At 59.2% G+C, this 24,713-nt stretch carries 23 protein-coding genes and 2 pseudogenes; 16 read left to right on the top strand and 9 right to left on the bottom strand.

What is annotated here, in order from left to right:
* Positions 1–13: 13 nt before the first annotated feature.
* Entirely contained in the window at positions 14–523 is a 510-nt protein-coding gene (locus tag AC1DYF_RS18060; RefSeq protein WP_477878128.1) for a 2'-5' RNA ligase family protein, read from the bottom strand.
* Positions 524–562: 39 nt separating this feature from the next.
* On the opposite strand from AC1DYF_RS18060, the gene AC1DYF_RS18055 reads away from it, so the two are divergent.
* From AC1DYF_RS18055 to AC1DYF_RS18040, 4 genes and pseudogenes are all read left to right on the top strand, one after another.
* Positions 563–970, top strand: coding sequence for a transposase (locus AC1DYF_RS18055; protein WP_477878127.1), 408 nt, complete (start codon positions 563–565; stop codon positions 968–970).
* The gene (gene tnpB / locus AC1DYF_RS18050; protein ID WP_477878126.1) at positions 967–1,311 is read left to right on the top strand and encodes an IS66 family insertion sequence element accessory protein TnpB; all 345 of its coding nucleotides are present in this window, start codon (positions 967–969) and stop codon (positions 1,309–1,311) included. Before AC1DYF_RS18055 ends, tnpB begins: the two co-directional genes overlap by 4 nt.
* Positions 1,312–1,386: 75 nt before the next feature.
* On the top strand, positions 1,387–3,000 hold the full coding sequence (gene tnpC / locus AC1DYF_RS18045; protein ID WP_477878125.1) for an IS66 family transposase: 1,614 nt from the start codon (positions 1,387–1,389) through the stop codon (positions 2,998–3,000).
* A gap of 238 nt (positions 3,001–3,238) precedes the next feature.
* A pseudogene (locus AC1DYF_RS18040) lies at positions 3,239–3,356 on the top strand (GFA family protein); the annotation flags it as partial.
* 371 nt (positions 3,357–3,727) lie between these two features.
* On the opposite strand, the gene AC1DYF_RS18035 reads toward AC1DYF_RS18040, so the two are convergent.
* Together AC1DYF_RS18035 and AC1DYF_RS18030 are read right to left on the bottom strand one after the other, a co-directional pair.
* Positions 3,728–6,097: a YecA family protein gene (locus AC1DYF_RS18035; RefSeq protein ID WP_477878124.1), complete on the bottom strand. Its 2,370-nt coding sequence runs from the start codon at positions 6,095–6,097 to the stop codon at positions 3,728–3,730.
* 318 nt (positions 6,098–6,415) lie between these two features.
* Positions 6,416–7,048: a tyrosine-type recombinase/integrase gene (locus tag AC1DYF_RS18030; protein WP_477878123.1), complete on the bottom strand. Its 633-nt coding sequence runs from the start codon at positions 7,046–7,048 to the stop codon at positions 6,416–6,418.
* A 369-nt stretch (positions 7,049–7,417) separates the two neighbouring features.
* Here AC1DYF_RS18030 and AC1DYF_RS18025 point away from each other — a divergent pair, with 369 nt between their 5' ends.
* Both AC1DYF_RS18025 and AC1DYF_RS18020 read left to right on the top strand, forming a co-directional pair.
* Positions 7,418–9,235 carry an ATP-dependent nuclease gene (locus AC1DYF_RS18025; RefSeq protein WP_477878122.1) on the top strand — a complete coding sequence of 606 codons (1,818 nt, stop codon included), beginning with the start codon at positions 7,418–7,420 and terminating at the stop codon, positions 9,233–9,235.
* Between the two features lie 50 nt (positions 9,236–9,285).
* Positions 9,286–10,518, top strand: a complete 1,233-nt coding sequence (locus AC1DYF_RS18020) for an ATP-dependent helicase (protein WP_477878121.1) — start codon at positions 9,286–9,288, stop codon at positions 10,516–10,518.
* Positions 10,519–10,807: 289 nt separating this feature from the next.
* On the opposite strand, the gene AC1DYF_RS18015 is transcribed toward AC1DYF_RS18020, so the two are convergent.
* Entirely contained in the window at positions 10,808–11,791 is a 984-nt protein-coding gene (locus tag AC1DYF_RS18015; RefSeq protein WP_477878120.1) for a LysR family transcriptional regulator, read from the bottom strand.
* Positions 11,792–11,891: 100 nt separating this feature from the next.
* Between AC1DYF_RS18015 and AC1DYF_RS18010 the strand changes: the two genes are divergently transcribed.
* The 5 genes from AC1DYF_RS18010 to AC1DYF_RS17990 all read left to right on the top strand — a co-directional run bounded on the left by AC1DYF_RS18010 (position 11,892) and on the right by AC1DYF_RS17990 (position 15,629).
* Positions 11,892–12,341 (top strand): cupin domain-containing protein, encoded by a 450-nt coding sequence (locus AC1DYF_RS18010; RefSeq protein WP_477878119.1) that lies wholly within the window; start codon positions 11,892–11,894, stop codon positions 12,339–12,341.
* Between the two features lies 1 nt (position 12,342).
* A complete protein-coding gene (locus AC1DYF_RS18005; protein ID WP_477878118.1) occupies positions 12,343–12,720 on the top strand; it encodes a hypothetical protein in 378 nt (125 codons plus the stop codon).
* A 333-nt stretch (positions 12,721–13,053) separates the two neighbouring features.
* Positions 13,054–13,455 carry a GFA family protein gene (locus AC1DYF_RS18000; protein WP_477878181.1) on the top strand — a complete coding sequence of 134 codons (402 nt, stop codon included), beginning with the start codon at positions 13,054–13,056 and terminating at the stop codon, positions 13,453–13,455.
* Between the two features lie 189 nt (positions 13,456–13,644).
* On the top strand, positions 13,645–14,316 hold the full coding sequence (locus AC1DYF_RS17995) for a DUF938 domain-containing protein (protein WP_477878117.1): 672 nt from the start codon (positions 13,645–13,647) through the stop codon (positions 14,314–14,316).
* A gap of 203 nt (positions 14,317–14,519) precedes the next feature.
* Entirely contained in the window at positions 14,520–15,629 is a 1,110-nt protein-coding gene (locus AC1DYF_RS17990; RefSeq protein ID WP_477878116.1) for a sulfite oxidase, read from the top strand.
* Positions 15,630–15,787: 158 nt separating this feature from the next.
* Here AC1DYF_RS17990 and AC1DYF_RS17985 read toward each other — a convergent pair whose 3' ends face one another.
* On the bottom strand, positions 15,788–16,819 hold the full coding sequence (locus AC1DYF_RS17985; protein WP_477878115.1) for a DUF2778 domain-containing protein: 1,032 nt from the start codon (positions 16,817–16,819) through the stop codon (positions 15,788–15,790).
* 530 nt (positions 16,820–17,349) lie between these two features.
* On the opposite strand from AC1DYF_RS17985, the gene AC1DYF_RS17980 reads away from it, so the two are divergent.
* Entirely contained in the window at positions 17,350–18,210 is an 861-nt protein-coding gene (locus AC1DYF_RS17980; RefSeq protein ID WP_477878114.1) for a GNAT family N-acetyltransferase, read from the top strand.
* Between the two features lie 64 nt (positions 18,211–18,274).
* Here the strand turns inward: AC1DYF_RS17980 and AC1DYF_RS17975 are convergent, their stop codons facing one another.
* Positions 18,275–19,129 (bottom strand): alpha/beta fold hydrolase, encoded by an 855-nt coding sequence (locus tag AC1DYF_RS17975; protein ID WP_477878113.1) that lies wholly within the window; start codon positions 19,127–19,129, stop codon positions 18,275–18,277.
* An 84-nt stretch (positions 19,130–19,213) separates the two neighbouring features.
* On the opposite strand from AC1DYF_RS17975, the gene AC1DYF_RS17970 reads away from it, so the two are divergent.
* From AC1DYF_RS17970 to copC, 3 genes and pseudogenes are all read left to right on the top strand, one after another.
* Positions 19,214–20,179 carry a helix-turn-helix domain-containing protein gene (locus AC1DYF_RS17970; protein WP_477878112.1) on the top strand — a complete coding sequence of 322 codons (966 nt, stop codon included), beginning with the start codon at positions 19,214–19,216 and terminating at the stop codon, positions 20,177–20,179.
* Positions 20,180–20,359: 180 nt separating this feature from the next.
* A pseudogene (locus AC1DYF_RS17965) lies at positions 20,360–20,680 on the top strand (PepSY domain-containing protein); the annotation flags it as partial.
* Between the two features lie 76 nt (positions 20,681–20,756).
* Positions 20,757–21,125, top strand: coding sequence for a copper homeostasis periplasmic binding protein CopC (copC, locus tag AC1DYF_RS17960; RefSeq protein WP_477878111.1), 369 nt, complete (start codon positions 20,757–20,759; stop codon positions 21,123–21,125).
* 25 nt (positions 21,126–21,150) lie between these two features.
* Here copC and AC1DYF_RS17955 read toward each other — a convergent pair whose 3' ends face one another.
* Positions 21,151–21,837: a TetR/AcrR family transcriptional regulator gene (locus AC1DYF_RS17955; protein ID WP_477878110.1), complete on the bottom strand. Its 687-nt coding sequence runs from the start codon at positions 21,835–21,837 to the stop codon at positions 21,151–21,153.
* A gap of 90 nt (positions 21,838–21,927) precedes the next feature.
* Here AC1DYF_RS17955 and AC1DYF_RS17950 point away from each other — a divergent pair, with 90 nt between their 5' ends.
* Positions 21,928–22,584, top strand: coding sequence for an O-methyltransferase (locus tag AC1DYF_RS17950; RefSeq protein WP_477878109.1), 657 nt, complete (start codon positions 21,928–21,930; stop codon positions 22,582–22,584).
* Positions 22,585–22,657: 73 nt separating this feature from the next.
* Here the strand turns inward: AC1DYF_RS17950 and AC1DYF_RS17945 are convergent, their stop codons facing one another.
* Positions 22,658–23,665, bottom strand: a complete 1,008-nt coding sequence (locus AC1DYF_RS17945) for an isopenicillin N synthase family dioxygenase (RefSeq protein ID WP_477878108.1) — start codon at positions 23,663–23,665, stop codon at positions 22,658–22,660.
* Positions 23,666–23,772: 107 nt separating this feature from the next.
* On the bottom strand, positions 23,773–24,642 hold the full coding sequence (locus AC1DYF_RS17940; RefSeq protein ID WP_477878180.1) for a LysR substrate-binding domain-containing protein: 870 nt from the start codon (positions 24,640–24,642) through the stop codon (positions 23,773–23,775).
* Positions 24,643–24,713 lie beyond the last annotated feature (71 nt).

Below are 24,713 nucleotides of genomic sequence, written 5' to 3'. Positions count from 1 at the left end.
GCAGGCCGCCTTCTCACCGCAATCGGTATTCTTGTTGTATCACCACTGGCGGAAACTGGACGAAGTCCGTGGCGTCGAACTCGACCGCGAATTCCAATCGTTTCTGTCTTGCCCACTCCATGGCTGCATTTGCCCTTGAGCTTGGCACCTTGGTCGCAAGGCTGCAGTGGGGAACCCAACGATCCACACGATAATGCTCGTGACAAGTCGCAGGATCGAAGGTCCGGTGCAGTCTGTGGTGAAGATCGCGCAGAACATCACAGTGACGCGGTTTAGCCCAGAGCACCAGGAAATCACCGACAAAATAGCTGACCGCTTCGAAGGGGATGGATAAGCTGGGCTGGGAAGCGAATATGTCTTTCACCATGTCACCGATTTGACCGGGATCATTTGGAAAGACAGCCAGGGTGAGATGTGGCGGATAGTTCAAAGCCTTCATCGATGCGATTGACTCAAAGGCGCTTGCCTCGTCCCATAGCTTCACAATGGGGGATGCCGTGTCATTGGTAAGCGCGTAGGCCATCCCACGTATTTTTCGGACTGCTGATGGGCGATGATCTGCATGAATCATGCGGAGAATTCTATGAGCGACAGTGTGAATCCCCCTCGAGCCTTTGAGGTTTTGACGGCGGAGCCGGTGCGCAGACGGCGCAAGCCGCGTGAGTGGTCGGAAGACGAAAAGGCGCGGATCGTCGCCGCGACGCTTGCGCCTGGGGCGAATGTCTCGGCGGTTGCCCGATCTGAAGGCTTGGATCCCTCACAGCTTTATGGGTGGCGTCGCAAGGCGCTGGCGTCGGGAATTGTTGCGCCCCTGACGGAGGGAACGGGCAAGCAGATCAAGTTCGCGCGTGTTGAAACGGCAAGCAGCAGTTCTGTCGATATTGTCATTGCAGATATGGTGGTGCGCATCGGCGGCGATTTCGACTCCGATCATCTGGTGAAGGTTCTGCAGGCGGTTCGCAAGGCATGATMGCTTCGGGTGTGGTGGTCTATATGTCGTGCCAGCCGGTCGACTTCCGYAAGGGGGCCGCGTCGTTGATGGCGCTGGTGCGGGATGGCGGTCTCGATCCCTTCAATGGCGCGCTTTACGTCTTCCGGTCGAAACGGGCCGACCGTATTCGTATTGTCTGGTGGGATGGCAGTGGTGTCTGCCTTTATTCGAAAACGCTCGAAGATCAGGGCTTCTGCTGGCCGGGCATATCGGCGGCACGGATACGTCTGGACCATTCTCAGCTGATGGCATTGTTGGCCGGAATGGATTGGAAAAAGATCCGCCCGACCAAGGTCAGGCGACCTTTGCTGACGGGCTGACAGCGCCTGCGGCAAGATGAATCATGGCGCTGTAACGGTTGGGAAAACAGCTGTTTTTGTGCTCTACTCGTTGCCATGGATTTGCCCCTTCACGACCTGCCGGACGATGTTGACGCGTTCAAAGCGATGGTTCTCGCGATGGCGCGCGAGCAGGCTGCGAAAGAAGTGCGGCTGAAGGTCGCTGAAGCTGAGATCGCCCGGCTGGAGGCGGTGGAGAAGAATGCCAACGAGAGGATTGCCAACCTCACATCGATCCTGAAGGTTCTGCAGCGCACCCAACATGGCACCCGTTCCGAACGACTGCGCGTTGGCGTCAATGACGAACAGGTGTCCTTTGCCTTCGAGGAAATCGAGACCGGCCTTTCGGCAATCCAGCGCGAGCTTGATCATGCGACCAAAGACAAGCCGAAGCGGGCACCACGTCCGCGCAAGGGTTTTGCCGCTCATCTCGAACGCATAGAGGAAGTGATCGAGCCGGAGATCCCGGCCGGCTGCGAGGGGCTGGAAAAGGTCCTGATCGGTGAGGATCGCTGCGAACGACTGGATGTCGTGCCGCCGAAGTTCAGGGTCATCGTGACGCGTCGCCCCAAATATGCCTTCCGGGGCAGCGATGGCGTGCTCCAGGCTTTGGCACCGGCCCACATCATCGAAAGCGGCCTGCCGACGGAGCGGCTGCTCGCCTATATCGCCGTTTCCAAATATGCCGACGGTCTTCCGCTTTACCGGCAGGAGGCAATCTATCTACGCGACGGTGTCGAGATCAGCCGATCGCTGATGGCCCAGTGGATGGGGCATCTGGGCTTGGAGCTGCAGATATGCGCCGATTACATCCTGGAGCGCGTCAAGGAGAGCGAACGGATCTTCGCCGACGAAACCACCTTACCCACTCTTGCGCCCGGTTCGGGGAAAACGACGAAGGCCTGGCTTTGGGCTTATGCTCGCGATGATCGCCCCTATGGTGGAACCAGTCCGCCGATGGTGGCCTATCGTTTTGAGGACAGCAGGGGCGCTGATTGCGTGGCGCGTCATCTCGCCGGATTCAGCGGCATCCTGCAGGTCGACGGCTACTCGGCCTATACCAATCTCGCCAAGACGCGTGTCGGCAGCAATGAAACGATCCAGCTCGCAGGGTGCTGGGCACATCTACGCCGCAAGTTTTACGACCTGCACATCAGCGGCGTGTCGAAGGCTGCAACGGACACGATCATCGCGATGACCGAGCTGTGGCGCATCGAGGATGATGTCCGCGGTCGGAATGCCGACAGCCGTTCCATGCTGCGTCAGGAAAAATCTGCAACCATCGTCTCCCGCCTCTTTGATCTTTGGCAGAAGGAATTGGACAAGATCTCTGGCAAGTCCAAGACCGCTGACGCGATCCGCTACGCGCTCACTCGGCGCGAAGCACTGGAGCGCTTCCTGACGGACGGTCGCATCGAAATTGACTCCAATATCGTCGAGCGCGCGATCAGGCCTCAAACAATTACGAGAAAGAACAGTCTATTCGCCGGCAGCGAGGGCGGTGGACGGACGTGGGCAACACTGGCCACGCTTCTCCAGACAGCCAAAATGAACAACGTCGATCCGCTCGGCTGGCTCTCCCAGACATTAACCCGCATCGCTAAAGGCTGGCCAGTATCCGAGCTCGACGCGCTTATGCCATGGAACTTCAAGCCTGACGCCGTCAGCTAACCGCTTACTGTCATTGAGACATTTGATGCTGATCCCATACGACATTGCGGGCGGCTCCCTGTTTGCGGCATCACAAACTTAGTCGTCAGCATTCTTCATGCAACCGATGAATGCGACGCACTGGATCTCATGGTTCGGCGTCGGTCGTCTGCGTAAAATCACGCAGCTAAAATACGGCGAGCCCTTCCTTCTGCGCTGCCTCCTGATTGTTGGAACGGTTCCCGATGTCTCTTCTCGACTGCGACTTGCGCCGCCGGAAGAGGTTTGCGATCTGCCGATCGACCATTTCGACGGCCTCGATACATGGCAAGAGCTTCCGGCAAAAGGGGCGATGCATGGGTGACCTCTGGTTCTAGGCCGCTTCTCGGCAGGAGCGGACATCGGCTCCGTCCAGAGAAGTGACTGATTTCGGGCCGACAGCGGAATGACGGCTTTTGTGAAGGAACCTTTGATAGTGGTCGTTCCGGAGCCGGCCGGATTCGGCCGAAGATACGAACTGAATCCTCTTTCCATTCCCGAACGGGAGATACCACTTGGAAACAGCCAACTACGAGCCCGCTCCTGGAATATGAGAAGGCGAAAGATGCCGTAGGCATTGCCTGTGTATGGTCTATCGCCGTGCTCTCTTGCTTCCATACGGCGCAAACCACAGCCAGGTCAGTTGGAAGCTAGAGCGGCCGACCACGCCTTCAATTTGCCTTCCATCGAACGCCGTACCGCCTCCTCATTATCGGCCGTGGCACTTCTTGTATTTCAACCCGCTCTTACAGGGGCACGGGTCGTTTCGACCTATTTTAGGGTTGCCGACTGCAGGCTGTATCTTTTGCGGCGCTGCTCTCTGACTACGCAGGAAGTTATTAGCACGTTGCTGCATGCGTTCGGCGTCATCAAAAATGTGCGCGTTGGCCTCCGTGCGACTAGCGGGTCGAGTGATTGGGAAGGTGAAGGCCGCCTTGTAATTGCCACCTGCTGTAGTTTCGATCATCAACCCGGTCACCGCCGCGGCAGATGTCATCACCGCCGCTGAACTCGCCTTGTCGTTCACCTTCTTCCAGTCAATGATGCCACCGGATCGGTGGAGCCATATGAAGAAAGGTGTTTCCACTTCCTGACCATAAATGAAGTAGCGTCCGTCGTGTTGTTTCAATGAATTGCGAAGGTCAACAAGCATCCCTGCCAACTCATTGCGACCTTCGCTACCCAGATTCCTGAGGTAACTGTCCGCGCGAAGCCAGCCGGCCTTGCGCGTCACGTCGAAAGCCCGCAGGAGTCTGAGCATTTCGTCGGGATATTCTTGTGTCGGACGTTGATCAGTCTCCCAGCTTTCACTCTCGAAGCTTCGGTCAACGTCAAAGCTCATGCCATCCCACATAACGAAGTCAGCGTCTTTCTTGAGCTGTTCGGTCATCTCTACATCGACGCGGTTTTTCTTCAAATAGGCGCCCAGATGGTCCATTTCGTCGAACAGGTGGGCGCTACGCAAGCCAGCCACGGCCTGGCGAACTTCCATGTAGTGCGCGAACTCGCCCGGTGTCGGTAGGAAACGCCTAAGGACGAACAGGTCATCGATCGAAAGGGAAATGAAAGCGTGTTTCCCGAGCAACGGCACGATTTCGGGCAGTTCCTTACAGAATGCGGAAAGCGGAGTGAACGATTCAACCGTAAGCCCGATGGGTAGCATTACACGGTAGTCAGCACGGCGCACGCGCGCGCACTCCACGTACTTGCCGTCAATCAAATGGAAGAGTGGCACTTCATCGGCGGTGTTCAGGTAATTGAAGAAGCGCTCGCATTGCTTGTAAGCCTTTATGACTAGGTCCTGCACCGACTGAGCATGACGCCCGAAGTCCAAGGCTGGTGACGCGATGGTCGCTGCGGCGCCTGCTTTTGCCTCGACCAGATACAGAACGTCATCAATGAGAATGAGGGTGTCGTTCTCCGACCATTGCTTGCTGACGGCGTCCTTGTAATAAACCTCCTGCAAAACCTTGGCGCCGGGCAACTGGGTGCTGAGAATGTCGGCGAAGGCGGCTTCGCTCATTGCCTTTTGGCGCTCATTGAACTCGATCTTGTAGACAGGTTTACGCTGCAAGAGGTTGAATAAGAGCGCGCGATACCCGGCGTCGCGGGTAAAGCATGGGTCGACGGCGAAATAGTCCGATCCCAGCTTGATCAGCGGTTTTTTGCGGACGGGGAGCGTACGATATGGCGTGCCAGAGTGATCGCCAGCCGCGAAAAACTCACTGTCCTCGCCTCGTTCATAGGCCAAGTCAGCTAGAAGTTCCTGTGGCAGGTCGGTATGACGGCTAACATTGGCTACGCCACCACGCAGCATGTCCTCTATGGCTTGCCCGACCGCTTTCGACTGTTTCTTGTTTCCCGCGACCCAATCTTCCATGACCTCTTCGAGCGGCTTTGCTTGTGCTGCCGCAAAGGCACGTGCCGCCTGAAACTGGTTCATCATTTCTTCGATGGCAGAAGCTTGTCCCGTGCGGGCGGCGTCGGCCATGGCCTGAAAGCCTGCCGCCACCTCCCTCGCCCCTACCCCGTAAATCTCTTTCAGGACCTCGTCATGCGGTTCAAGGACATAACGGTAGAACTCACCTTCAAGGACTTGGTAGCGATTGCCACGAAGCAGAACCCAGCTAGACTTTGCGTGAAATTCTATGTCAGCGGTATTTGGGCCGAATGCTCCTTCCTTCTTGTCGGCGGAGCTGGCCATCGCGTAAAACATCGCCTGTTCCCTAAGCTTGCTGCCTAGCTCAAACAGCTCGGCACATTTCTCTTCACTGAATTCAACCTTGTCCGGTACAGGGTCTGTGGCCAGCACGGCGTGGATATATTCGAGAAGAAACTGGTTCTGATTGATGAGGTCATCCGGCCCCTGGGTCTCACGCTCCTCCTTCGTGACGTTCTGCTCCGACATCGCCTTCATCATGTGCTGCGCATAAATGTAGCCAAGAAGGTCGTGCGGGGGCATGCCGACAATAAGTTCGCGCATGCGTGCGGCAGTAGCTTCCATATCCTTCACTAAGGACGCTGCGAGTTCCCTACGCTTCTCTTCGTCGGCTTGGTTTTGTATCATGATGTTGCCCAAAACGTTGACTACTCCCCAACAGGTACACTTCGGGCCTACTCGGGCCTCTCACATTGAAATGGGCGATTTCTAGAAGTGCTGTCTAACAGCGTTTGCCTTCGCAGCCTTGCACTTGCTCAGGACTCAACCCATCGCCTTGCGCGACGAACAAATTTAGGTCTCGATAGAAGGCGTGACCACAAGCCGACGGGCTACGTGCTTTCGTTCTCAGATTCCGCTTTCCGGAACAGTCGAGTGCAGCGCAAGCAACAGAAATGAGGGCGCGCAATGCTGTTTATGGGAAAATGCGCGGCCCCGTTGGCACGAAGCCGCGTACTTTCAAATTTCAGTGTGCTCCGCCAGTTCCAGCGCATCCTCGATGTCAACACCCAGGTACCTGACTGTGTTCTCAATTTTGGTATGACCGAGCAAGATCTGGATCGCACGAAGATTTCCGGTGGCCTTGTAGATCATTGCAGCCTTCGTGCGTCGAAGAGAGTGTGTGCCGTAGTCTTCACAACGCAACCCAACCGCGGTGACCCACTCATCGACCAGCCTAGCGTACTGGCGGGTGCTGAGATGATCATCATGATCGACGCGGCTCGGAAATGCGAAGTCATCTATCGTACCGCCTCTTCGCTGGAGCCATGCGAGCAGACTTGCCCTGACCTCCGCCGTAATCTCGAACTGTACAGGGCGTCCGGTCTTCTGCTGGGTGACCATTGCTCGTGTTCGGACCTCCTGGCCCGTAACGAGGGTTCCAATCTTGATTTTTACAAGATCACAGCCTCGTAGTTTGCTGTCGATCGCGAGATCGAACAACGCTCGGTCTCGCATGCGCCCCTCTCTATCGAGAAAGAAACGAATTGCCCAAATCTGCCGCTGTTTCAACGGCTTCTTCACGCCGACCTTCCTGCCGGCGTTCCACGCGGGCCGCCCCATTGCAGCAGGATCATATTGTGCGATACCCATTTGAGTTCTCCTTTGACCACAATTGGCCGCTGGAAGAACGCGCAAATTCAAGGTCAGGGCGCCGCTAGCCGCAAGTCTGAATTCCTATGGAGGATAGCCAAAAGCGGACATCAGCAGCAGTTCGGCTGCGTATGAAGTGAGATGTGGCTATCCGGTGCCGACCATCTGAAATGGACAGAGACAAGATAGCAGCACTTCCGCCTCGGCGACAACTCGCTTAGTGGAGCAAAAGCAACATTTGATACCCAAGCATGAAGAACCCGGATAGACTTACGTGATGTCCGACGATCTATTCAGCAACTTGCCGCGTGGAGAGAGCATCGAGGCCGTCCGAGCAAACAGCTGTTCGCCATACGGGGAAGGGGCATTATGAGAATAGCGCTTCTCGAAATTGAAAATTTTAGGGGGATCAGGTCGGGAAAGGTGGTTTTCGGGGACCACTCGGTTTTGATCGGTGCCAACAACAGCGGCAAGACGACCGTAGTAGAGGCACTGGCCTTAGTCCTCGGACGAGACCGCCTGGTCCGGTCGTTAACGGAGCACGATTTCTTTGGCTCCGATCCTGCCGCGAACGACCGTCTCAAGATAGTGGCAACGGTTATCGGATTTGGAACCGAAGACCCCGCCAATCATCCGGACTGGTTTCGCGATGGGCGTGGGGTGCCTTTCTGGTTTGACCCTACGACGGAAGGCATCGTCCCGGAGCGGGCGAACGACGCTCAGACTCTGGCGTGCCAAATCATCTTTTCAGCTCGTTTCGATCGTGACTCCCTTGAGGTTGAGACCGCGCGGCATTTTGCCGATGCGGACGATATCGACGTGTTCGGCGAAGAAAGCTTTGTTTCTGTTTCACCCAAACTCATTCGGGAACTCGGGCTGTTCATCATGCCCGCTAGCCGGACGTGGGACCGGATGCTGTCGTTCGGCTCCGAACTGTTCCGACGGGTTGTTCGATCAGCCGATGGTATGCCATCGGATACCGTCCTGGAGGAGCGCGATCGCTTACGCGATCCTGAAAACAAGCTCGACGAGGATCCGCGTTTCAAGCCAATCGTCGATGCGGTCAACGACGAAATGTCCCGCCTCATGGGTGATGGCGTCTCCGCACTGCGCCTCCGCCTCACATCAACTGACAGCGTCGGCGTCCTCGAAGCGACCGTACCACATTTCTCGAATGCGGCCCAGTTGCCGGTTCCATCGAAGCGGCAAGGAAATGGGCTTATCTCGCTGCAAAGCCTCTTTCTCCTCCTCCATTTCGCGCAAAAGCGAATTGAAGAGGGTGGCAGTTTCATGATGGCGCTCGAGGAGCCGGAGTTGCATTTGCCACCAAGCGTGCAGCGCAGAATCCTGGCCCGGCTCCAAGCACTTTCCACCCAGACGATCGTCACGACCCATTCGCCTCTCATCTCTGCTTACTGCGAGCCGACCTCGCTTCTCATGGTTCGCAATGATGCAGGTTCCCTCGGTGCAAAGCCTCTTCTCAAGGCGCCCCTCGTCGCCGACGCCTCCAACGGCGTTCGTAAGCTTTTTCAGATCAATCGAATCGAAACGGTCGCAGCGATGATGAGCGACCGGGTGCTTGTGCCAGAAGGCCGCTTCGATTTCGAATGGCTTGATCTGCTCTTGCGAGTGGTCGAACTGGGCGACGGCGGTGAAATCAATTGCTCCTTCGGAAGCCACATCGGCGTCATCCCGACCCATGACTCGTGCGTCGAAGTGACATGCGCCTGCCTGTCTCGCGCGCATCCCCACGTCATCGCCCTCGTCGACGGGGACCATGCTGGACACGGTTATTCGGCCGCTCTCGTTCGGGATCAAACCTGCGGGGCGATCCTGCGCTGGCCCGATGGCTGGACGATTGAGGATGCTATCGCGTTGACAATACAGGCGGACGAAGCGGCGGTGCTAGCCATTCTCAATGCCGATCTCCCAGCTGCTCCCGGTGACCTCTTAACGCTGATCACTCGCCTAAAGGCAAAACGAAGCGGCGCTGAGCCAAACGGACTGAAAGACGATCGGATCGCTCACGAGTCGATCGCCAACGCGCTGGCCCGCCGGGTTGCCTGCAGAAATCGAGCAGCGCAAATCCTTCAGAGCATTGCCGACGTAGCCTGTGGAAATCCTACTGCCCACTTCATCCGTCAAAACCAGGGGCAGGCGGTGCCGATCATGGTGTTCGTGCCGTGACGATGAACGCTTTTGAGGGACCGGCAGGTTGCGGCAAGACGCATCGGCTCATGGACGAACTTGTCGGTACCCTTGAACGCGAACCGCTAAAATCTCATCAGCGCGTGCTTGCGGTAACGTTTATGCACGGCTCCCGGCGTAGGCTGGAAAGCCGCCTCTCGATCATCGAGCCGCTCCGGGGGCGCTACGAAGCGGTCGTCTTGGATGGATTTGCCTGGCGCCTGATCCAACGCTGGCGCAGGTTGATCGCCCATCTGGGGTTTCCCGTGCCTCCGGAACATGATTTTGATGCCTGCTGCGCGATCGCCGCGAGGCTCGTCGCTATCCCAATCGTGGCGCAATGGGTGAAATCTTCCTTCCCGATCATGATTGTCGACGAGGCACAGGACCTGTGCGTCAACCGTAGTGCTATCGTTTCAGCCCTTTCGGCCACGGTTACCGTGATCCTAGCGTTTGACGAATTCCAGTGTCTAGCGCCTGAGCTTCGTCCCGTTCCTATTCAAGCATGGCTGGCCGAGAACGCGCCGCCTATAGCGCTGCAAGGGAATCGACGGACGAACATTGCTCAGTTGCTTGCCGCTGCCGACGCTGTCCGACAAGGATTGTCCATTCCAGATGGAGGTCGTGAATTTCGTCTCACTGCAGCGCCAAGCTTGTCATTAATGGCCACGTGGTTAGCCAATGCTGTGCGGTTTCGGCGAAATGGTGGAACTCTAGCAGTCCTGACGCCGTCCCGTGGTGGACCTGCCGCAGCCGCCGTAGCCCGCGTTGCTGCGGGACCGATTGGGCGTCAGCAAAGCGGCCCCTTCACCATCCGTTGGGAAAATAGCGACGCCGAGGATCTCGACGACATTTGGAACCGCGTTGCCCTTGCTGGCCAGTGTCAGATTCACGAGGCGATCGCTACGCTGCATGAGTGTCGTGACGATCCAATACTCCTGCGGGCGAGGGATTGGCTCAAGCACAAAGAGCGCAGTTCGGGCATTACGCACATAGCAGCAGCCGAAGTCCGTGCTCAGGTCGAACGATTGGTAACGCGGCGACGGCAGTTCGGTGGTCGGCGCGATCCACTATTATCCGCGATGACAATCCATCAGGCCAAGAACCGTGAGTTTGATCATGTGGTCGTGATCTGGCCGCATCGAGTCCCTAACGGTGATGATCAACGGCGACGGCTGCTCTATAATGCAATCACGCGGGCACGTCGCAGCTGCACCGTTCTCGTCCAAGCGCAGCAGTTGCTGGACGGTGCCCCATTCGCGCCGACGCCGCCGGCTGTCTAACGCGCAAGGACTTGCTGCTTTTCGAACTGGGTTTCCGAATCGGCGGTTTAAGTCGAGTTCGTTGAGCGCATCAATGAACGGCAGCTTACGGGATCGGGAACGATTTCGCTGAACGGCTGACAAGGAGGCGCGAAGCAGTCTTTGAGTGATTCAACCTTCTATGTCCGCAATGGGCCAGAAACGGTCTGAAGGCCCGAATGGCCGGAAACTGACGGCCGGTTTTCGGTTTCCAAGCGTTGAGAGCGACCGTTCCAAAGCGCCGGTTACGGGACGCAAACCCCGCCCGTCATCAATCGAGATTACCAGCGCTTTCCAAAACCGCGCTGCCGACGCTGGCCTGTTCAAGATCATCAAGCGGTGCGAGTATTTCGCAGAGCTGATCGCGCAGCCAGGCGTGTGCACGAGAGGCGGAATTGCGCCGGTGCCAAGTCATTGCCAACAGCGTTGGCGGCAAGGCAAAGGGCAGTGGGTGAATGGCAAGACCTTCTGCGGCGGCCACTTTCTGGGCCATCCGGCGCGGTACAATCCCGACGAGGTTTGTCGCGGCCACGGACCGCCAGACGGCCGCAAAGGTCGGCACCGACAGGACGACCTCGCGTTGCAGGCCCAGTGCAGCAAGTGCGGCAGTTTCTCGATCGGGTACCGTCTCGATGACGCGGAACGCGGCGTGACGCAGACTGCAATACAATTCAACGGGCATCGCCGCCGCTGGCGTAACATCGTGCTGGCGTAGAACCGGATGGTCCTGCCGCGCAACGACAACGTAACTGGCATGAAAAATCGATCGCCAATCGGCCCAGGGCGGAAAATTGCCCACAGGCAACAAGATCAGATCCAGCCTGGCTTCTCGCAGGTCGTCCATGGTCTGAGGATTGAGCGAGTCCGTATAGCGCAGCGAGATGCCCGGCGCCCGCTGTTCCAGGTTAGCCAGCAGGCCGGGAAGCATCATCTCGGTGAAAAAATCCGACGCCGCAATGCGGAACGTCTGCACCGCGCTCACGGGATCGAAGCCTGCCGGGTTCAAAAGGCGGCTTGAATCCTCAAGCAGCTGCGTCAGCGGCAACACCAGGCCAAGTGCGAATTCGGTGGGGCGCATTTGCTGGCCATCACGCACCAGCAGTGGATCGCCGAAGGCGGCGCGCAACCGCCCAAGGGCCGCCGAGACGGCCGGCTGCGATAGGCCAACCCGTTCCCCGGCGCGCACGGTAGACCGTTCGCGCAACAAGGCATCCAGCACTTTCAACAGGTTGAGGTCGAAGGCGGATAAATTCATCGGATCAATTCAGTCGATATAATCATTCAATTTATCACAAGCCCGGCGGTGCGCCATATCGGGGACGTTCTTATCAACCAACCACGAAAGCCCCTTTATCATGAACATATCTACCCAGCCACAGCAGTCTCATCGCTGGAACGGCACCACCTATCGCATCCTGTTGTCCTCCGCTGAAACCCAAGGCGCCATGTCCATCGTCCATGGCGTTGCCGGCCCGCTTGAAGGCCCGCCTTCGCACGTCCACGAGGCCGAGGACGAAACGTTCCTTGTGCTGGAAGGCGTCATCGATTTCGAACTTGAGGGCACCGTGTTTCGGCGTGGTCCGTTGGAGACTGCGCATATCCCCCGTGGCAAGCGTCATAGCTTCCGCACCGGTCCGGACGGCGCTGTTTGCATCGCCGTGCTGACGCCGGGCGGCTTTGAAGGCTTTTTCAAAGAAGTCGCCGCAAGCGGTTTTCAAATACCGCGTGACATCGCCGCGATTGCCGAATGTGCGGCACGCTATGGCTCGCAGTTTACCGGCCCCGGGCTGGCGCAGAGAGGCTGATATGCGTGACATCGCCTTTGTGTTTTTTCTCGCGGCGGTCGTGTGCGTCACCGTTGGCATGGGTTGGGGGATTGAGATGGCAATCAGCGAGGACCACTTGCTGGCGCCAGCCCATGCGCATCTCAACCTGGTGGGATGGACGACGCTGGCGTTGTTTGGCCTGTACTACCGACTGACCCCCACGGCAGCGCAGGGGATCCTTCCCCGCATTCACGCCGGACTTGCCATCCTCGGTGTCGCTCTCATGACCCCAGGTATTGCCATGGTCGTCGTCGGAGGTTCGCCCGCTTTGGCGAGTGCCGGCGCGATACTGACTTTGGCCTCGATGCTGCTGTTTCTGGTGACCGTTGCCCGCCACGGACTTGGTGCAGCGGCGTGACGACTGACCGCGGGCTTCGCAATGCCCGCGGTCAAAAGGCTTGGTTCAGTCTCGGGCGCGAGAAGACAAGCGGAACGAACGTCACGAGCATTGCCCTCCGATTTGCCGGAGGTCCTCTGGTGGCACCAATCCGCTGTCTCCAGTTCGCGCAAATGTCCGCTTTTCGGATGCGGCCAAAACTCTCGACGTCCGACATGGGCGCAAAAACTGGCGTCTTTTGAGGCGAACCCAGGTCCGCTTCGGGCTGGAAACGGCGATGCGGGGAGCGTGGCCATTGTAAAGCGCGAGCGGTTGCTGCACCATAGAGGCGATCAGAGCGACTGGGGTAGCGACATGCTCATCGGCTCATGTCATTGCGGCAAGGCCAGTTGGACGCTGGAAGGCGATCCGGGCTCGATCACTGCGTGCAACTGCACGCTCTGTCGACGCTACGGGACGCTGTGGGCTTATGATTACGACGGAGAGCGGATCACCGTCTCCGGCATCACTGCCTCCTATACCCGGACCGACCGGGGCAATCCGACTCTCGAAATATTGTTTTGCCCATCCTGCGCTTGCGTCCTGAGCTGGCGCGGCCTTCGTCTCGATGAGAATGGTCGCAGGCGGATGGCCGTCAATCTGCGACTTGCGCCGCCGGAAGAGGTTTGCGATCTGCCGATCGACCATTTCGACGGCCTCGATACATGGCAAGACCTTCCGGCAAAGGGGCGATGCGTGCGTGACCTCTGGTTCTAGGCCGCTTCTCGGCAGGAGCGGACATGGGCTGCGCGTCGACCGATGACCGATATGGGGCTGGTAGCCGTCGGTCGCCCTCGGCCGAACGCACGCGCCGACGACGCCCTTCGTAAGTCCGAAATCCTTGGTTTCAGTCCCATCATTTCAGCTATAAGGTGGGAGACATCGCCCAAAGGGGATTCAAGGCCAATGCCCCCAGAGAAGAAGGACCGTTCGCCTGTTGCGCTGGAACAGCGCGACGTAAGCGCCGACCAGCGCATGTTCTCACCTTCCGCTGCGCGAAATTCGGCGCCGATCCTCGCGGTCCTAAAACGTGTCCTTCCAACACGTGGCGCCGTGCTGGAGATTGGATGCGGGACCGGCGAGCACGCCGTGTGTTTTGCGGGAGCGATGCCCAACCTCACCTGGCAGCCGAGCGATCCGGATGCCGACGCCCGCACCAGCACGTCCAGCTGGATCAAATTCGCAGGGCTGAAGAATGTGCTGGCACCGCGGGATATTGATGTGTGCTCAGGACAATGGGGCGTCGAACAAACGGGGCATTTTGACGCCATCGTGTCGATCAATATGATCCATATCGCGCCATGGGCGGCAAGCTTGGGATTGTTCGCAGGCGCTGGTCGTTTGCTTCACGCTGGCGGGCTTCTTCTTCTCTACGGCCCATTCATGCGCGACGGGGCACACAACGCCCCCTCGAACGCTGCTTTCGACGCGGCTCTAAAGGAGCGCAACCCATCCTGGGGGGTGCGTGATATCGCTGATCTTGAACACGTGGGTGAGGCCGCTGGACTTGATCTCCGCGAGACGATCGAGATGCCTGCCAACAATATATTGCTGGTCTTCTCCAGCGGTAATGCCTGAACGACAAGCGGGCACGAAAGAGACGTGGGCCTATAGCAGCATTCGGGCCCTTTGCTGCCGCTCGAGGTCGATACGAGAACGTGCGGCATGTGCTGGAATGCGGCCGAAGGCGGGATGCGACACGCTCTAGGGGCGGTGTGATCGTACCGGAATTCGCGCGACCGAGAGCCGACGTTGTGCACTTTGAAGGGGAGACGAGAACGATGCCGACACCGCAGCAACCCAGTCTGATAGTTCGACAGAAATCCCCAGCGAATATCGAGTTTCCGTTTGCGTCGCTCGCCGATCGGCTGATCCCAACCGAGCTGTTCTTCGTGCGAAACCATTTCCCGTCGCCGGACCTCGATGCGCGAGACTGGAGATTGCGCGTTGACGGGGCGGTGGAGCGGCCGATCGAACTTGACCTCGACAGCATCAGGGCGATGCGGAGCACGACTTTCAGCGCCGTCGTCGAGTGCGCAGGCAACGGGCGCGTCTACTACGTGCCGCCGAGGGAGGGGTTGCAGTGGCAGAACGGAGCCGTCGGCAATGCCGCGTGGACAGGCGTTCTTCTGCGCGAGATTTTGGAAATGGCGGGCGTCAAGCGAACCGCGTGCGAGGTTCTGCTCGCAGGCGCCGACAGCGGCGTCGTCGACACGCACAAGAAAACGGCTTCTCCCGGCCCCATCGCTTTTGCGCGCAGTTTGCCGCTTGAGAAGGCCATCGCCGACAGCACGATGCTTGCCTATTCGATGAACGAGGAGCCGTTGACCCGCGATCACGGCTACCCGCTGCGCGCGGTCGTGGGTGGCTGGTTCGGCATGGCTTGGGTCAAGTGGATCACGCATATCACGGTTGTGGAGCAACCGTTCCTTGGCTACTGGCAGGCCCGCGATTATTTCCGTTGGGAGCGCAGCCTCGGGGAACCCAGGCTGGTCCCGCTTGCGGAGATGGAGGTCAAAGCGCAGATCGCGCGTCCCGTACAGGGGGCGCGTCTCACCGTCGGCCAACCCTACCGGATTTTCGGAGCCGCCTGGAGCGGAGAGGCTGCCATCCGGCAGGTGCAGGTCTGCACTGGGGATGGCACGGGCTGGCGCGAGGCAAGGCTGCTCGAAACGGAACGTCCCTTTGCATGGCGCTTGTGGGAGTACATTTGGACCCCTGAAGACGTGGGGCGATATGACCTGCGATGTCGCGCGATCGATGCGGCGGGGAGCGTGCAGCCCGACCTCCAGCGTTCCGACTGCGAGAGCTACGTGGCCAACTGGATCGTTCCGGTGGAGGTTACGGTCGTTCCCGCGCCGCAGACATACGCGGAGGAATTTGTGATCTGATCACCCACATGGCGCGGAATGGGCGGCTCGGCGCAACTGCGACCCCGCGTTGTCACTGCGTCATGTCCGCTTTGCAGCAACAGCGGCGGGTGGCTCGATGACCATTATGAGGGCGCAGAGCTGCCTTCGCGAGAGTAGAGGCCTTGCTTAGAGACTGATCAGGCGCCCGCCTTGCGATAGAGCGCGGCGAGCTGCGTACGTGATGACGGTAGCTCTGGCACCACGACCAATGTGTTGATCTGACCACGCTTGAAGGCTCTGAGGAATGGCTGATAGTTCTGGAAGGCGACACAGCCATGCGAGCCGATCTGACCGCGCAGCAGGTTGGTGTGGGTCAAGAGCCCGATCCGGTTCTCCGGGTTGCGCCCGTCGATTGACGTCATCCGAAGTGCCTCGACGCCGTAGAAACGCTCTTCGCGCATCGTCAGGCGATAGATGCCTGATGGCGTCGGGCCTCGCATGGTGACGTGATCGTAGCGTGGATTGTCGCGCATTTTGCCGATGCCGGAATGAGCGCGCAGCCTGGTTCCATCGGGCAGGTAGACGGTCGCGCTGGAAACGTCGTAGATTGCGACCTTCGTGCCCTTTCCCAACCAGCCGGTGTCGCTGGCCTTGCTGTTAAAGAGATCGCCGAGCAGCGAGCGCTCGGGTTTTGCATAGGCGAGGTCTTGCTTGGTGTCCTTGCCGTCGCGGTTTTTGCGCGCGACGGGTTTTTCGTCGTCTGACTTTTGATCGGTAACGACCGTCTCGATCAAGGGCCTGGCTTCAGGCAGCGGAATCTGGTCGGGAAGAGCCAGGTCTTCTTCTGTTTCGGGGTCTTCTGTTTCGGGTTTCGTCAGCACAAGGCCGAAGGGCGGGAGGTCGCGGGTAGGAAGATTTTCCACCAGCGCCGTGACCAAGGATGGCTTGCCGCTGATCTTCTCGTCCTGTTCCACCGAACTTTTGGCACGCGCAAAGGCCACCGCGAGCTTTGCGTTCTCGATTTTCTTTTTCTCTTCCGCAAAGGCGAGCTGGGCAGCAACGTCGCGCTGGTGCGCCATCCGGATTGCCGCGACAGTCAGCTGCTGCCGCCGGATCTCATTTGCCGAGAGTTGCGTAAGGCGTGAAAATTTGGCGACTTTCAGCCTGCGCTCCGGGTGTCGCTCGACAGCGGCAGCCACCTTGAAATGGAGAGGTGTTGCAAAGCTCATCCTGGCTTCGGACAATGTGCGAGCCGCCTCGTGCATCGCACCGAGCATCGAAGCGAGGCCCCAAGCGCATCCGGCGGTAACGCTGCAGGTAAGCAAGGCGCCCAGAGCAATATTCAGGGTATGGCCGCGGCGGGATTTCGACGCGGAATGCGCAGGCTTGTTAAGAGACGCCATGAATACAGTTACCCGATACTCGTTACTCTAGATAGCGGTGACCGCATTGTCCGCAGGTCGCTACACTGCCGGCGAAGAGCGGAGCGATGGCTGCCGCAACTGCGCCGAACGGGCAAAGTATGAAGATATATGGTAAGCAAATCCTAAACGGTGTCCCGAATTCTGGAAGAGATCCGCGAGCGTGGTGGTCCACAAGGCCCGGCAGCGCGTGCCTCTCATGAGAATGCGGCGCTGGCGTGACGGCAATGGTCCCAAGAACTGGGGAAGATGTCCGCTTCGGGCCAAAAGCGGGCATATTCACCTTTGCAAATATCGATCCGATCGGTTTTCCATATATCCCTCATAACCCACAAGCCATGATGCAGCCTCTTCATTTTCGATCCGACTATGCGCACACGAAAGAGGGCCTGGCGGAACTCAGCCGATTGATCTTCGACATATTCGCAGTCGATATTTCGCCGCTCGATCGCTTGGGACACGACCCCAGTGTCGTCGCTTTCGGCTGGTGGCATGACGAAAATCTGGTCGCCAATGTCAGTCTCTATGAGCGGCGGCTCTGGCTGGCCGGGGAGGAGGTCGCGGCTTTCGGCGTGCAATCCGTTGCCGTTCGGCCGGAATGGCGTGGGAGAGGCCTGTTTCGGGATCTGATGCGCCGGGCGCTGGACCATGCCGATGCCGGGGTGAGCCTGGTTATCCTCGCCACCGGTACGCCGGGACTTTATCGGCCTTTCGGGTTCCGTCAGCTCCAGGAGACAAGATTCCGTTCCGCATGGGTGCGGCAGCGCGCAGAAGCCGGGTTTCGCGAACTGTTGCTCAATGTCGATGCCGATATTGCGCTGCTGCGCGACCTGTTCTCACGGCGGGTGCCCACATCGCTGCTGGCGTCGGCGTGCGATCATCCGGCTTTATTCATGCTCAAGGCAAGCCTGACGCCGGGGATAAAGCTGCTGCATCTTCCGCAGCTGGATGCGGTTGTCGCCATCAAGAGAAATTGGCGGACAATGATCCTGCTGGACATTGTGGCGCCGTCGATCCCGCCCTTGGCCGCAATCATGACCGCGCTTGATTTCGACGGTGCGCGGGTCGATGTGCGTCTTACGCCGGACCGCCTCTGTTGGACGCCGGATGAAACGCAGCCGGTCGACAATGGCTATATGGTTCGCGGTGCCTTTGCGCCCGAGGGGCGGGCATTCATGCTGTCGGATATGCGAATTTAGGGAAAGATCGCTTCGCCGATGTCGATCTCATCTCTGCCGACATGGCGCGAACAGGTGTTTTTCTTTACCCCGCAATCGACCTTAGAATCCCGGCCAATTCACCCGGCGCCGAGAGAAATGGCGAATGGCTGGTCTCCATCTCATGCAACCCGGTCGCATTGCCCATGGCTCCGTCCATTGCGGCAATCATGAATGACTGTCCCTCGGGCGTCACCGCCCAATCGCCGCTGCATCTGATATAATGGCGGCTCACCCGGCCGAACCGTTCGCGTGTCACCGGTGATGGCTCCACCACCACGGAGGCTGGTTCATCGCAATGCAGCGTCCCGGTGAACGCGGCTATTTCGCCATCGTCGACATCGCCATAGAAGGCGGATTTCAGCGTGGCGCGGTAGGTCTCATCTGTTGAGCCGGTATCGATGCGGATCGCTCCGACGGCCATCGGGTCGGCCATGAACAGGGCAGGGACCACGGCCTTGGCCATGGTCTCGTGCTGGATCATGGCAATCGCCGGCATGCCCGTGGGCAGCATGAAGGCGGTGAGATAGACCACGGCTTCGATCAGATCCGGCACGGCCTCGGCGACGGGGGAGACGGTCACTCCACCCATGGAATGGCCGACCAGCACCACTTTGCCATTGGCCGCCAGCGCGGCTTTCCTGACGGCGTCAATAACGGCATTGGTGCGATCGGCCTGCGAGACTGTCGCATTGGGCGATGGTTCGGTGGCAAAGGCTGCGCCATTCAGCGGTCGCTGATAAAAGCTTTCCGGAAATTTGGCGTTTTGGCCCGCTCCGGGCAGGTCGACGGCAATACAGGGATGACCGGCGTCTTCCAGAAGCCGGACGACCTTGTCCCATGATCTGCCCGAATGCCATGCGCCATGCACGAACACGAAAGCCGGTTTGGATGCGGGCATTTTTTCCTCCCTTGAAATGCAGGCACTATGCAGGCAAAACTAGCAGTGTTCAGGGATGGGGGCCCTGGCTGGGAGCGAAAACTTATGACTGTGAGCGAAGGGCGGATGCAGGCCTGCATCGCCGAGGTTTCCACTGCGTCCGTCGATGACGGCGAGAAATTCGATTATTTCTGCGAGACCGCCTGCAAGGTCTTTACCGGCATCCGTCCTGAACAGTCGGAGGATCGGGTATTTCACGCCGATTTCCGCGCCTTTGCCATTGGCGACTCCATTCTGGCAACGATTTCCGCACCCGGCCATTGCGCCAATCGCCAGAAAGCCGAAATCCGCAGGCAGCCGGATGAGCATCTGTTTCTCAATGTCTGCGAATATTCGAGCTATCGCGCCGACTGCATGGGCTCGGATTGGCAATTGCCGCCCGGTATCCCGTTTCTGATCGACAATGCCCGGCCCTTCCGGCTGGATTTCGACCGGCGCAGCCCCATGACACTCTGGTCGCTGCGTTTTGATAGAAACGCCCTGCCACTGGATGGTTCCGTTTCGCGTTTGCAGCGCATGAACAACGCAATGGCGCGCTCCCATTCCGGCCGGCAGTTGGCCCAGCAGATGCGTCTGATGTGCGAGGCCACCAGGGCCGGAAAATTTGTTCTTGCTCAGCAGATGAGTGTCCCGGTTCTCGGACTTTTGTCGGCGCTGCGCGATGAAAACGCCGATAGTCCGGTGCAGTCGGGCCGCCCGGATCTGGACTGCATCAAAAATGTCGCCCGCAATCATCTTACCGACCCGGATTTCGACACCCACAAACTGGCCCGGATTTTCCACTGCACGGCGCGTACGATCCAGGCCCGCTTTGCCGAGAGCGATGAGAGTTTTTCGCGATGGATGCTGGCCGAGAGGCTGGATCTCGCGCGCTCGCGACTGAACGCGCCGAATTTTGGCCCGCGCAGCATCGAAACGATCGCTTTTTCCTGCGGCTTCCGCGATGCGAGCCATTTTCACCGGGCATTCAAGGCCAGGTTCTCGGTGCCGCCCGGTGATATCAGGCATTGAGCTGTGCTGCGAAATCCGATGCGCCCGAGGGGCAGGCATTCATGCTGTCCGACATGCGAATTTAGGGAGTGATCGCTTCGCCGGTCGATCTCATCGCTGCCGACATCCGGTGAGTGGGGATGGGATTTCACCTGGCTGCGTCATTTCTGCTTGACCTGGCGCATTGACCGTCCGGATGGCGGCCGCTGGATCGAATGGGGCATCAACGTTCACCAGGGCCAGCAATCGGGTCTCTTCAGCCAGCTGCTGATGCTGGCAACGTGCCTGTCCATCATCCTCATATGCGTATCGGCCGCGGTGATGTGGTGGAAGCGCCGTCCCTCGGGTCGGATCGGCGTTCCGCCCATGCCACCCAGGAGAAGCGTCTATGTCGGCCTTTGGGCGCTTGCGGCGGCGTTCGGCCTGGCATTTCCGATGACGGGGATCGCCATTGCGATTATGATCCTCGTCGACCAGGCGATCCTTCGCCTCGTGCCGCCGCTCAGGCAGGCATTTCCCTGACGCCGAAACCCGACCCGGCGCGACCGCACGGCTCCCGCCGGGTCCACAGCTTCCTTACCTGACAAGGGCAACTTGCATGTCCAAGATAGCAAACATCTTCGCTTTCGCCGTCGTCGCGAGCCTTGCCATCGCTGGCCAAGCCGTGGCGCAGGCTGATCTCAAATCCTCTGCGCCGGCCGACAAGGCTGTCGTCAAGGCGGCTCCCGCTGAACTCGATCTCTTCTTCTCCGAGGAACTGAATCTCGAGTTCACCGGCATCAAGGTCCTCGGACCGGACAACAAGGAGGTGAAGCTCGGCGGTGCCATGCTGATGAACGGCGACACGATGCTGATGATGTCGGTCTCCGACACGCTCGGCCCCGGCACCTATACGGTGCAATGGCATGCGCTGTCGGCGGATGGACACAAGACCGAGGGCAAATACAGCTTCACCGTAAAGCCTTGATCGCAAAAACAAGGCTTGAAGCGCGTCACTTGCACCCATCGTCGCCGGTGGCCGCAACGGTGCTGCCTGCCATCGGATCAGTCCGGCTCGCCAGGTTCTGAAGGTATGCGCAAAACATGTCGGCCATGGCCGTGGCATATGTCTCGATCTCATCGTCCGTGCGCGGCGTCGCGGAGAAATCCTGGCCGACGGTGCCGAGCGTGGTCATGATCAAGTCTCGTGCGACATCGCGAACCGGGTGGGAAATGCCGGGCAGCACGTCCTCAATGAAGTCTTGCATGACCGGATCGGTTGCGCTCTTGGCCGCTTCGGCCTCGGGCGCATCGCGGTAGAGCGGGGCAGCGTCGCTGAGCGCGATGCGCACGGCGGCTTCCTCGCATTCCGAGCGCAGGAAGGCATGCACCAGCAATCGAAGTCTTTCAAAGGGCAGCCTCGACCGATCGCCCAGAATGCCGGCGAGCATGGTGGTCGTCTGCCGCCATTCGTCGCTTTGCAGCCGAAACAGGATCGACGCCTTGTTGGGAAAATATTGGTAGAGCGAACCGACGCTGACGCCCGCCCGCTCGGCGACCCGCGCGGTGGTGAAACGGTGCGCGCCTTCTTCCGCCAAAACGCGAATCCCCGCCTCCAGGATTGCCGCCACAAGGTCATTCGAGCGCGCCTGCCGGGGCGATTTTCGCGTGGAAATTCTGGGGCTTGAACCCTTTGCCATGTTGCCGGACCGAGATGCGATTAGCGAATGCGACGAATTATTCGTATTTTGTCGCTCGACGCAATAGACATCCCAACACGGAGTTTAATCATGTCGACTTTGACAACCGCGCCGCTGGCGCCGCTTCTCGACCGGCTGTTTGCCGAGGCCGCTTCGGCGACCAGCCCGGTCATGGCCAACGTATCGCGCGAGGAGCGGGTGCGCCTTCTGACCAGCAAGACCGAATATCTCGATCTCTATGGCCGGCTGAAGGACCTGTGGCTCCCCGTATCGCGCGAGACCGGCCATCTCCTCTACATGCTCGCCCGCAGCACGAGGGCGCAAAACATGGTCGAGTTCGGCATGTCGTTCGGCATCTCGACATTGCATCTTGCCGCCGCGCTCAGGGACAATGGCGGCGGCAGGCTGATCACCACGGAGTTCGAGCCGTCCAAGGTGGCACGGGCAAGGCAGCATCTCGTCGATGGTGGCCTTGGCGATCTCGTCGAAATCCGCGAAGGCGATGCGTTGACGACGCTCGCGGCCGACCTGCCTGACGCAATCGACCTGGTGCTGCTCGACGGCGCCAAGGCGCTTTACCCGGAGGTCCTTGCTTTGCTCGAACCCCGCCTTCGCCCGGGTGCGCTGGTGGTGGCGGACAACGCCGATGATAGCCCGGATTATCTGACCTATGTCCGCGCACCGGCGAACGGCTATCTCTCGACGCCCTTCGCCGAGGATATCGAGCTTTCCATGCGGGCTGGCTGAAGCGCCGGTCACCAAGCCCCTCCCCACAAAGCCGGCAGGGCGCATTGCCCAGCCGGCTTGCCTCGTGCGGCGGTCAGCTCGCGGCCTTGTAGCCGGCAAGGTGGGCGTAGCTCGCGACGAACCGGCCGAACTTGTGTGCGCCACAGGTCACGGGCTGATAGCGTATCGGGTTTGCTTCGGAGACGCATGACTGCAGCGGCTTGATCACCGCATCGAAATCGGCATCGATGAAGAACGGGATCGAATAACGCTCGCGGCCGGACGTATTGACCACGCGATGCATGTTGGCCAGGTAGATATCATTGGTCAGCCGCTGGATCAGATCGCCGATATTGATGACGAAGGTGCCGGAAATCGGCGTGCCCTCGATCCAGTCGCCATCGCGGTTCATCACCTGCAGGCCGCCGACATCGTCCTGCGCCAGGATCGTCAGATTGCCGTAGTCCGTATGCGCGCCGATCCCGATAATGTCCTCACCGACATGACCGGTCTGCGACGGATAATGCAGCAGGCGCTGGATGCTGATCGGATCATGCATCAGCTTTTCGAAGTGATTGTCGGCAAGATCGAGGCTGAGCGCAATCCCCTTCAGCAGTCCGGTTGAAAGCTCGACCATCTTCTGATGATAGCCATAGACCAGTTCCTGGAATTGCCGGAACCCGGCCGGCCACTGGTTCGGGCCGAAGAAGGGACCTGTCGACGCCGCCCGCTCCGGGCCGATATCGAAGCATTCCTTCAGGTCGCGGGTCTTGCCGGGATTGGTGTTTTCGCCGAAGGGTTCGATATAGCCGCGCAGCGCCACGCCGGAATGGCCGACATGCAGCTTCATCTTGTCTTCCATCGGCAGAGCAAAGAACCGCCGGGTCACGTCGAAGACGGAATCGACGAAATCCCTGTCGATCCCATGGTTCTTCACATACATGAAGCCGACATTGGAAAGCGCCCAGCGGATTTGATTGGCGACCGCCATCTTGTCGCTGCCATTGAGCAGCGGTGCGACGTCGATGACCGGAATCCGATCAAAACTTTCGCGCTTTGCACGCAGCTTGTCATCAAGTTTGGCGACGAGATCGATAGACATGTACCACCCTGTTTGTCTGGTTGAACCCATGACAAGGTGCGCCGGGATGACAAGATCGACAACGGCAATAAATTTTCGTTGAGTTTAGTTCAGATAATCTCTCTGAATCAGGCCTTCTCACCGAGACAATGCGTCGCGACCCAGTCGGCGAACAGCCGCGCCTTGGCCGACGCCCGCGAATGCACCTTCAGGCAGAAAGGCACCGGCGACGCAATGCTCTCGGGCACCAGCTGCACCAGGCGGCCCTCGCGCATCAGCTTGCCGGCAAGCCCATCCCATCCCAGCACGGCACCCATGCCATCCTGTGCGGCCTGCAGCGCGATCATGTAATTGTTGACGCGGAAACCATGGCCGCGCGGTGACGGAAAGCCCAGGCTGCCAAACCAGCCCTCCCAGGTCGTCCAGTCGGTCTCCTCGCTGTCCAGGTGAATAAGCGGCGCGTCGACCAGATCGCCAAGCGAGCCGATCGCCTGCCTTTCGGCAAATTCGGGCGAGCCGAGCGCCACGATCCTGTCCTTGAACAGCGGCAGGATGGTCGCTTCCTCGGTGCTCTGATCGCTGCCGTAGTAAATGCTGAGGTCACAGCGGTGAATTGAGCTCGGAACATCGCTGACCGTCTGCGAGACGGTGATCTTGGGATGCGTCTTCCAGAAGGCAGAGATTTTGGGCGTCAGCCACAGCGAACTCACCGCCGTGGTCGCCCGGATCGTCACATCGACCGTTTCCGGCCGATCCCGGACTTTGGTGACGCCATCGCTGATGCCTTCGAAGCCGCGCTGGATGACGACGAGCAGATAGGCTCCCTTCTCCGTGAGTTCTACGCCTCGGCTGCGCCGGATGAACAGGCTGCAGCCAAGATCGGCCTCAAGCGCCTTGATCTGGTGGCTGATGGCGGCCGGGGTCACATTCATCTCCTCCGCGGCCCTGCGAAAGCTGAGCTTCCGCGCTGCCGCCTCGAAGCAGATCAAGGCGGTCATCGATGAAAAATCGTAAGGGCTGGCCAATCCTTCCTCCGCGGATGCGTCAGTCGTCAGAAGATCGAAAGCCG

This window comes from Rhizobium sp. P2_G9, assembly GCF_056403475.1.
Note: the sequence above shows the minus strand (reverse complement) of the source record. Positions and strands in the feature narration are given on the sequence as shown.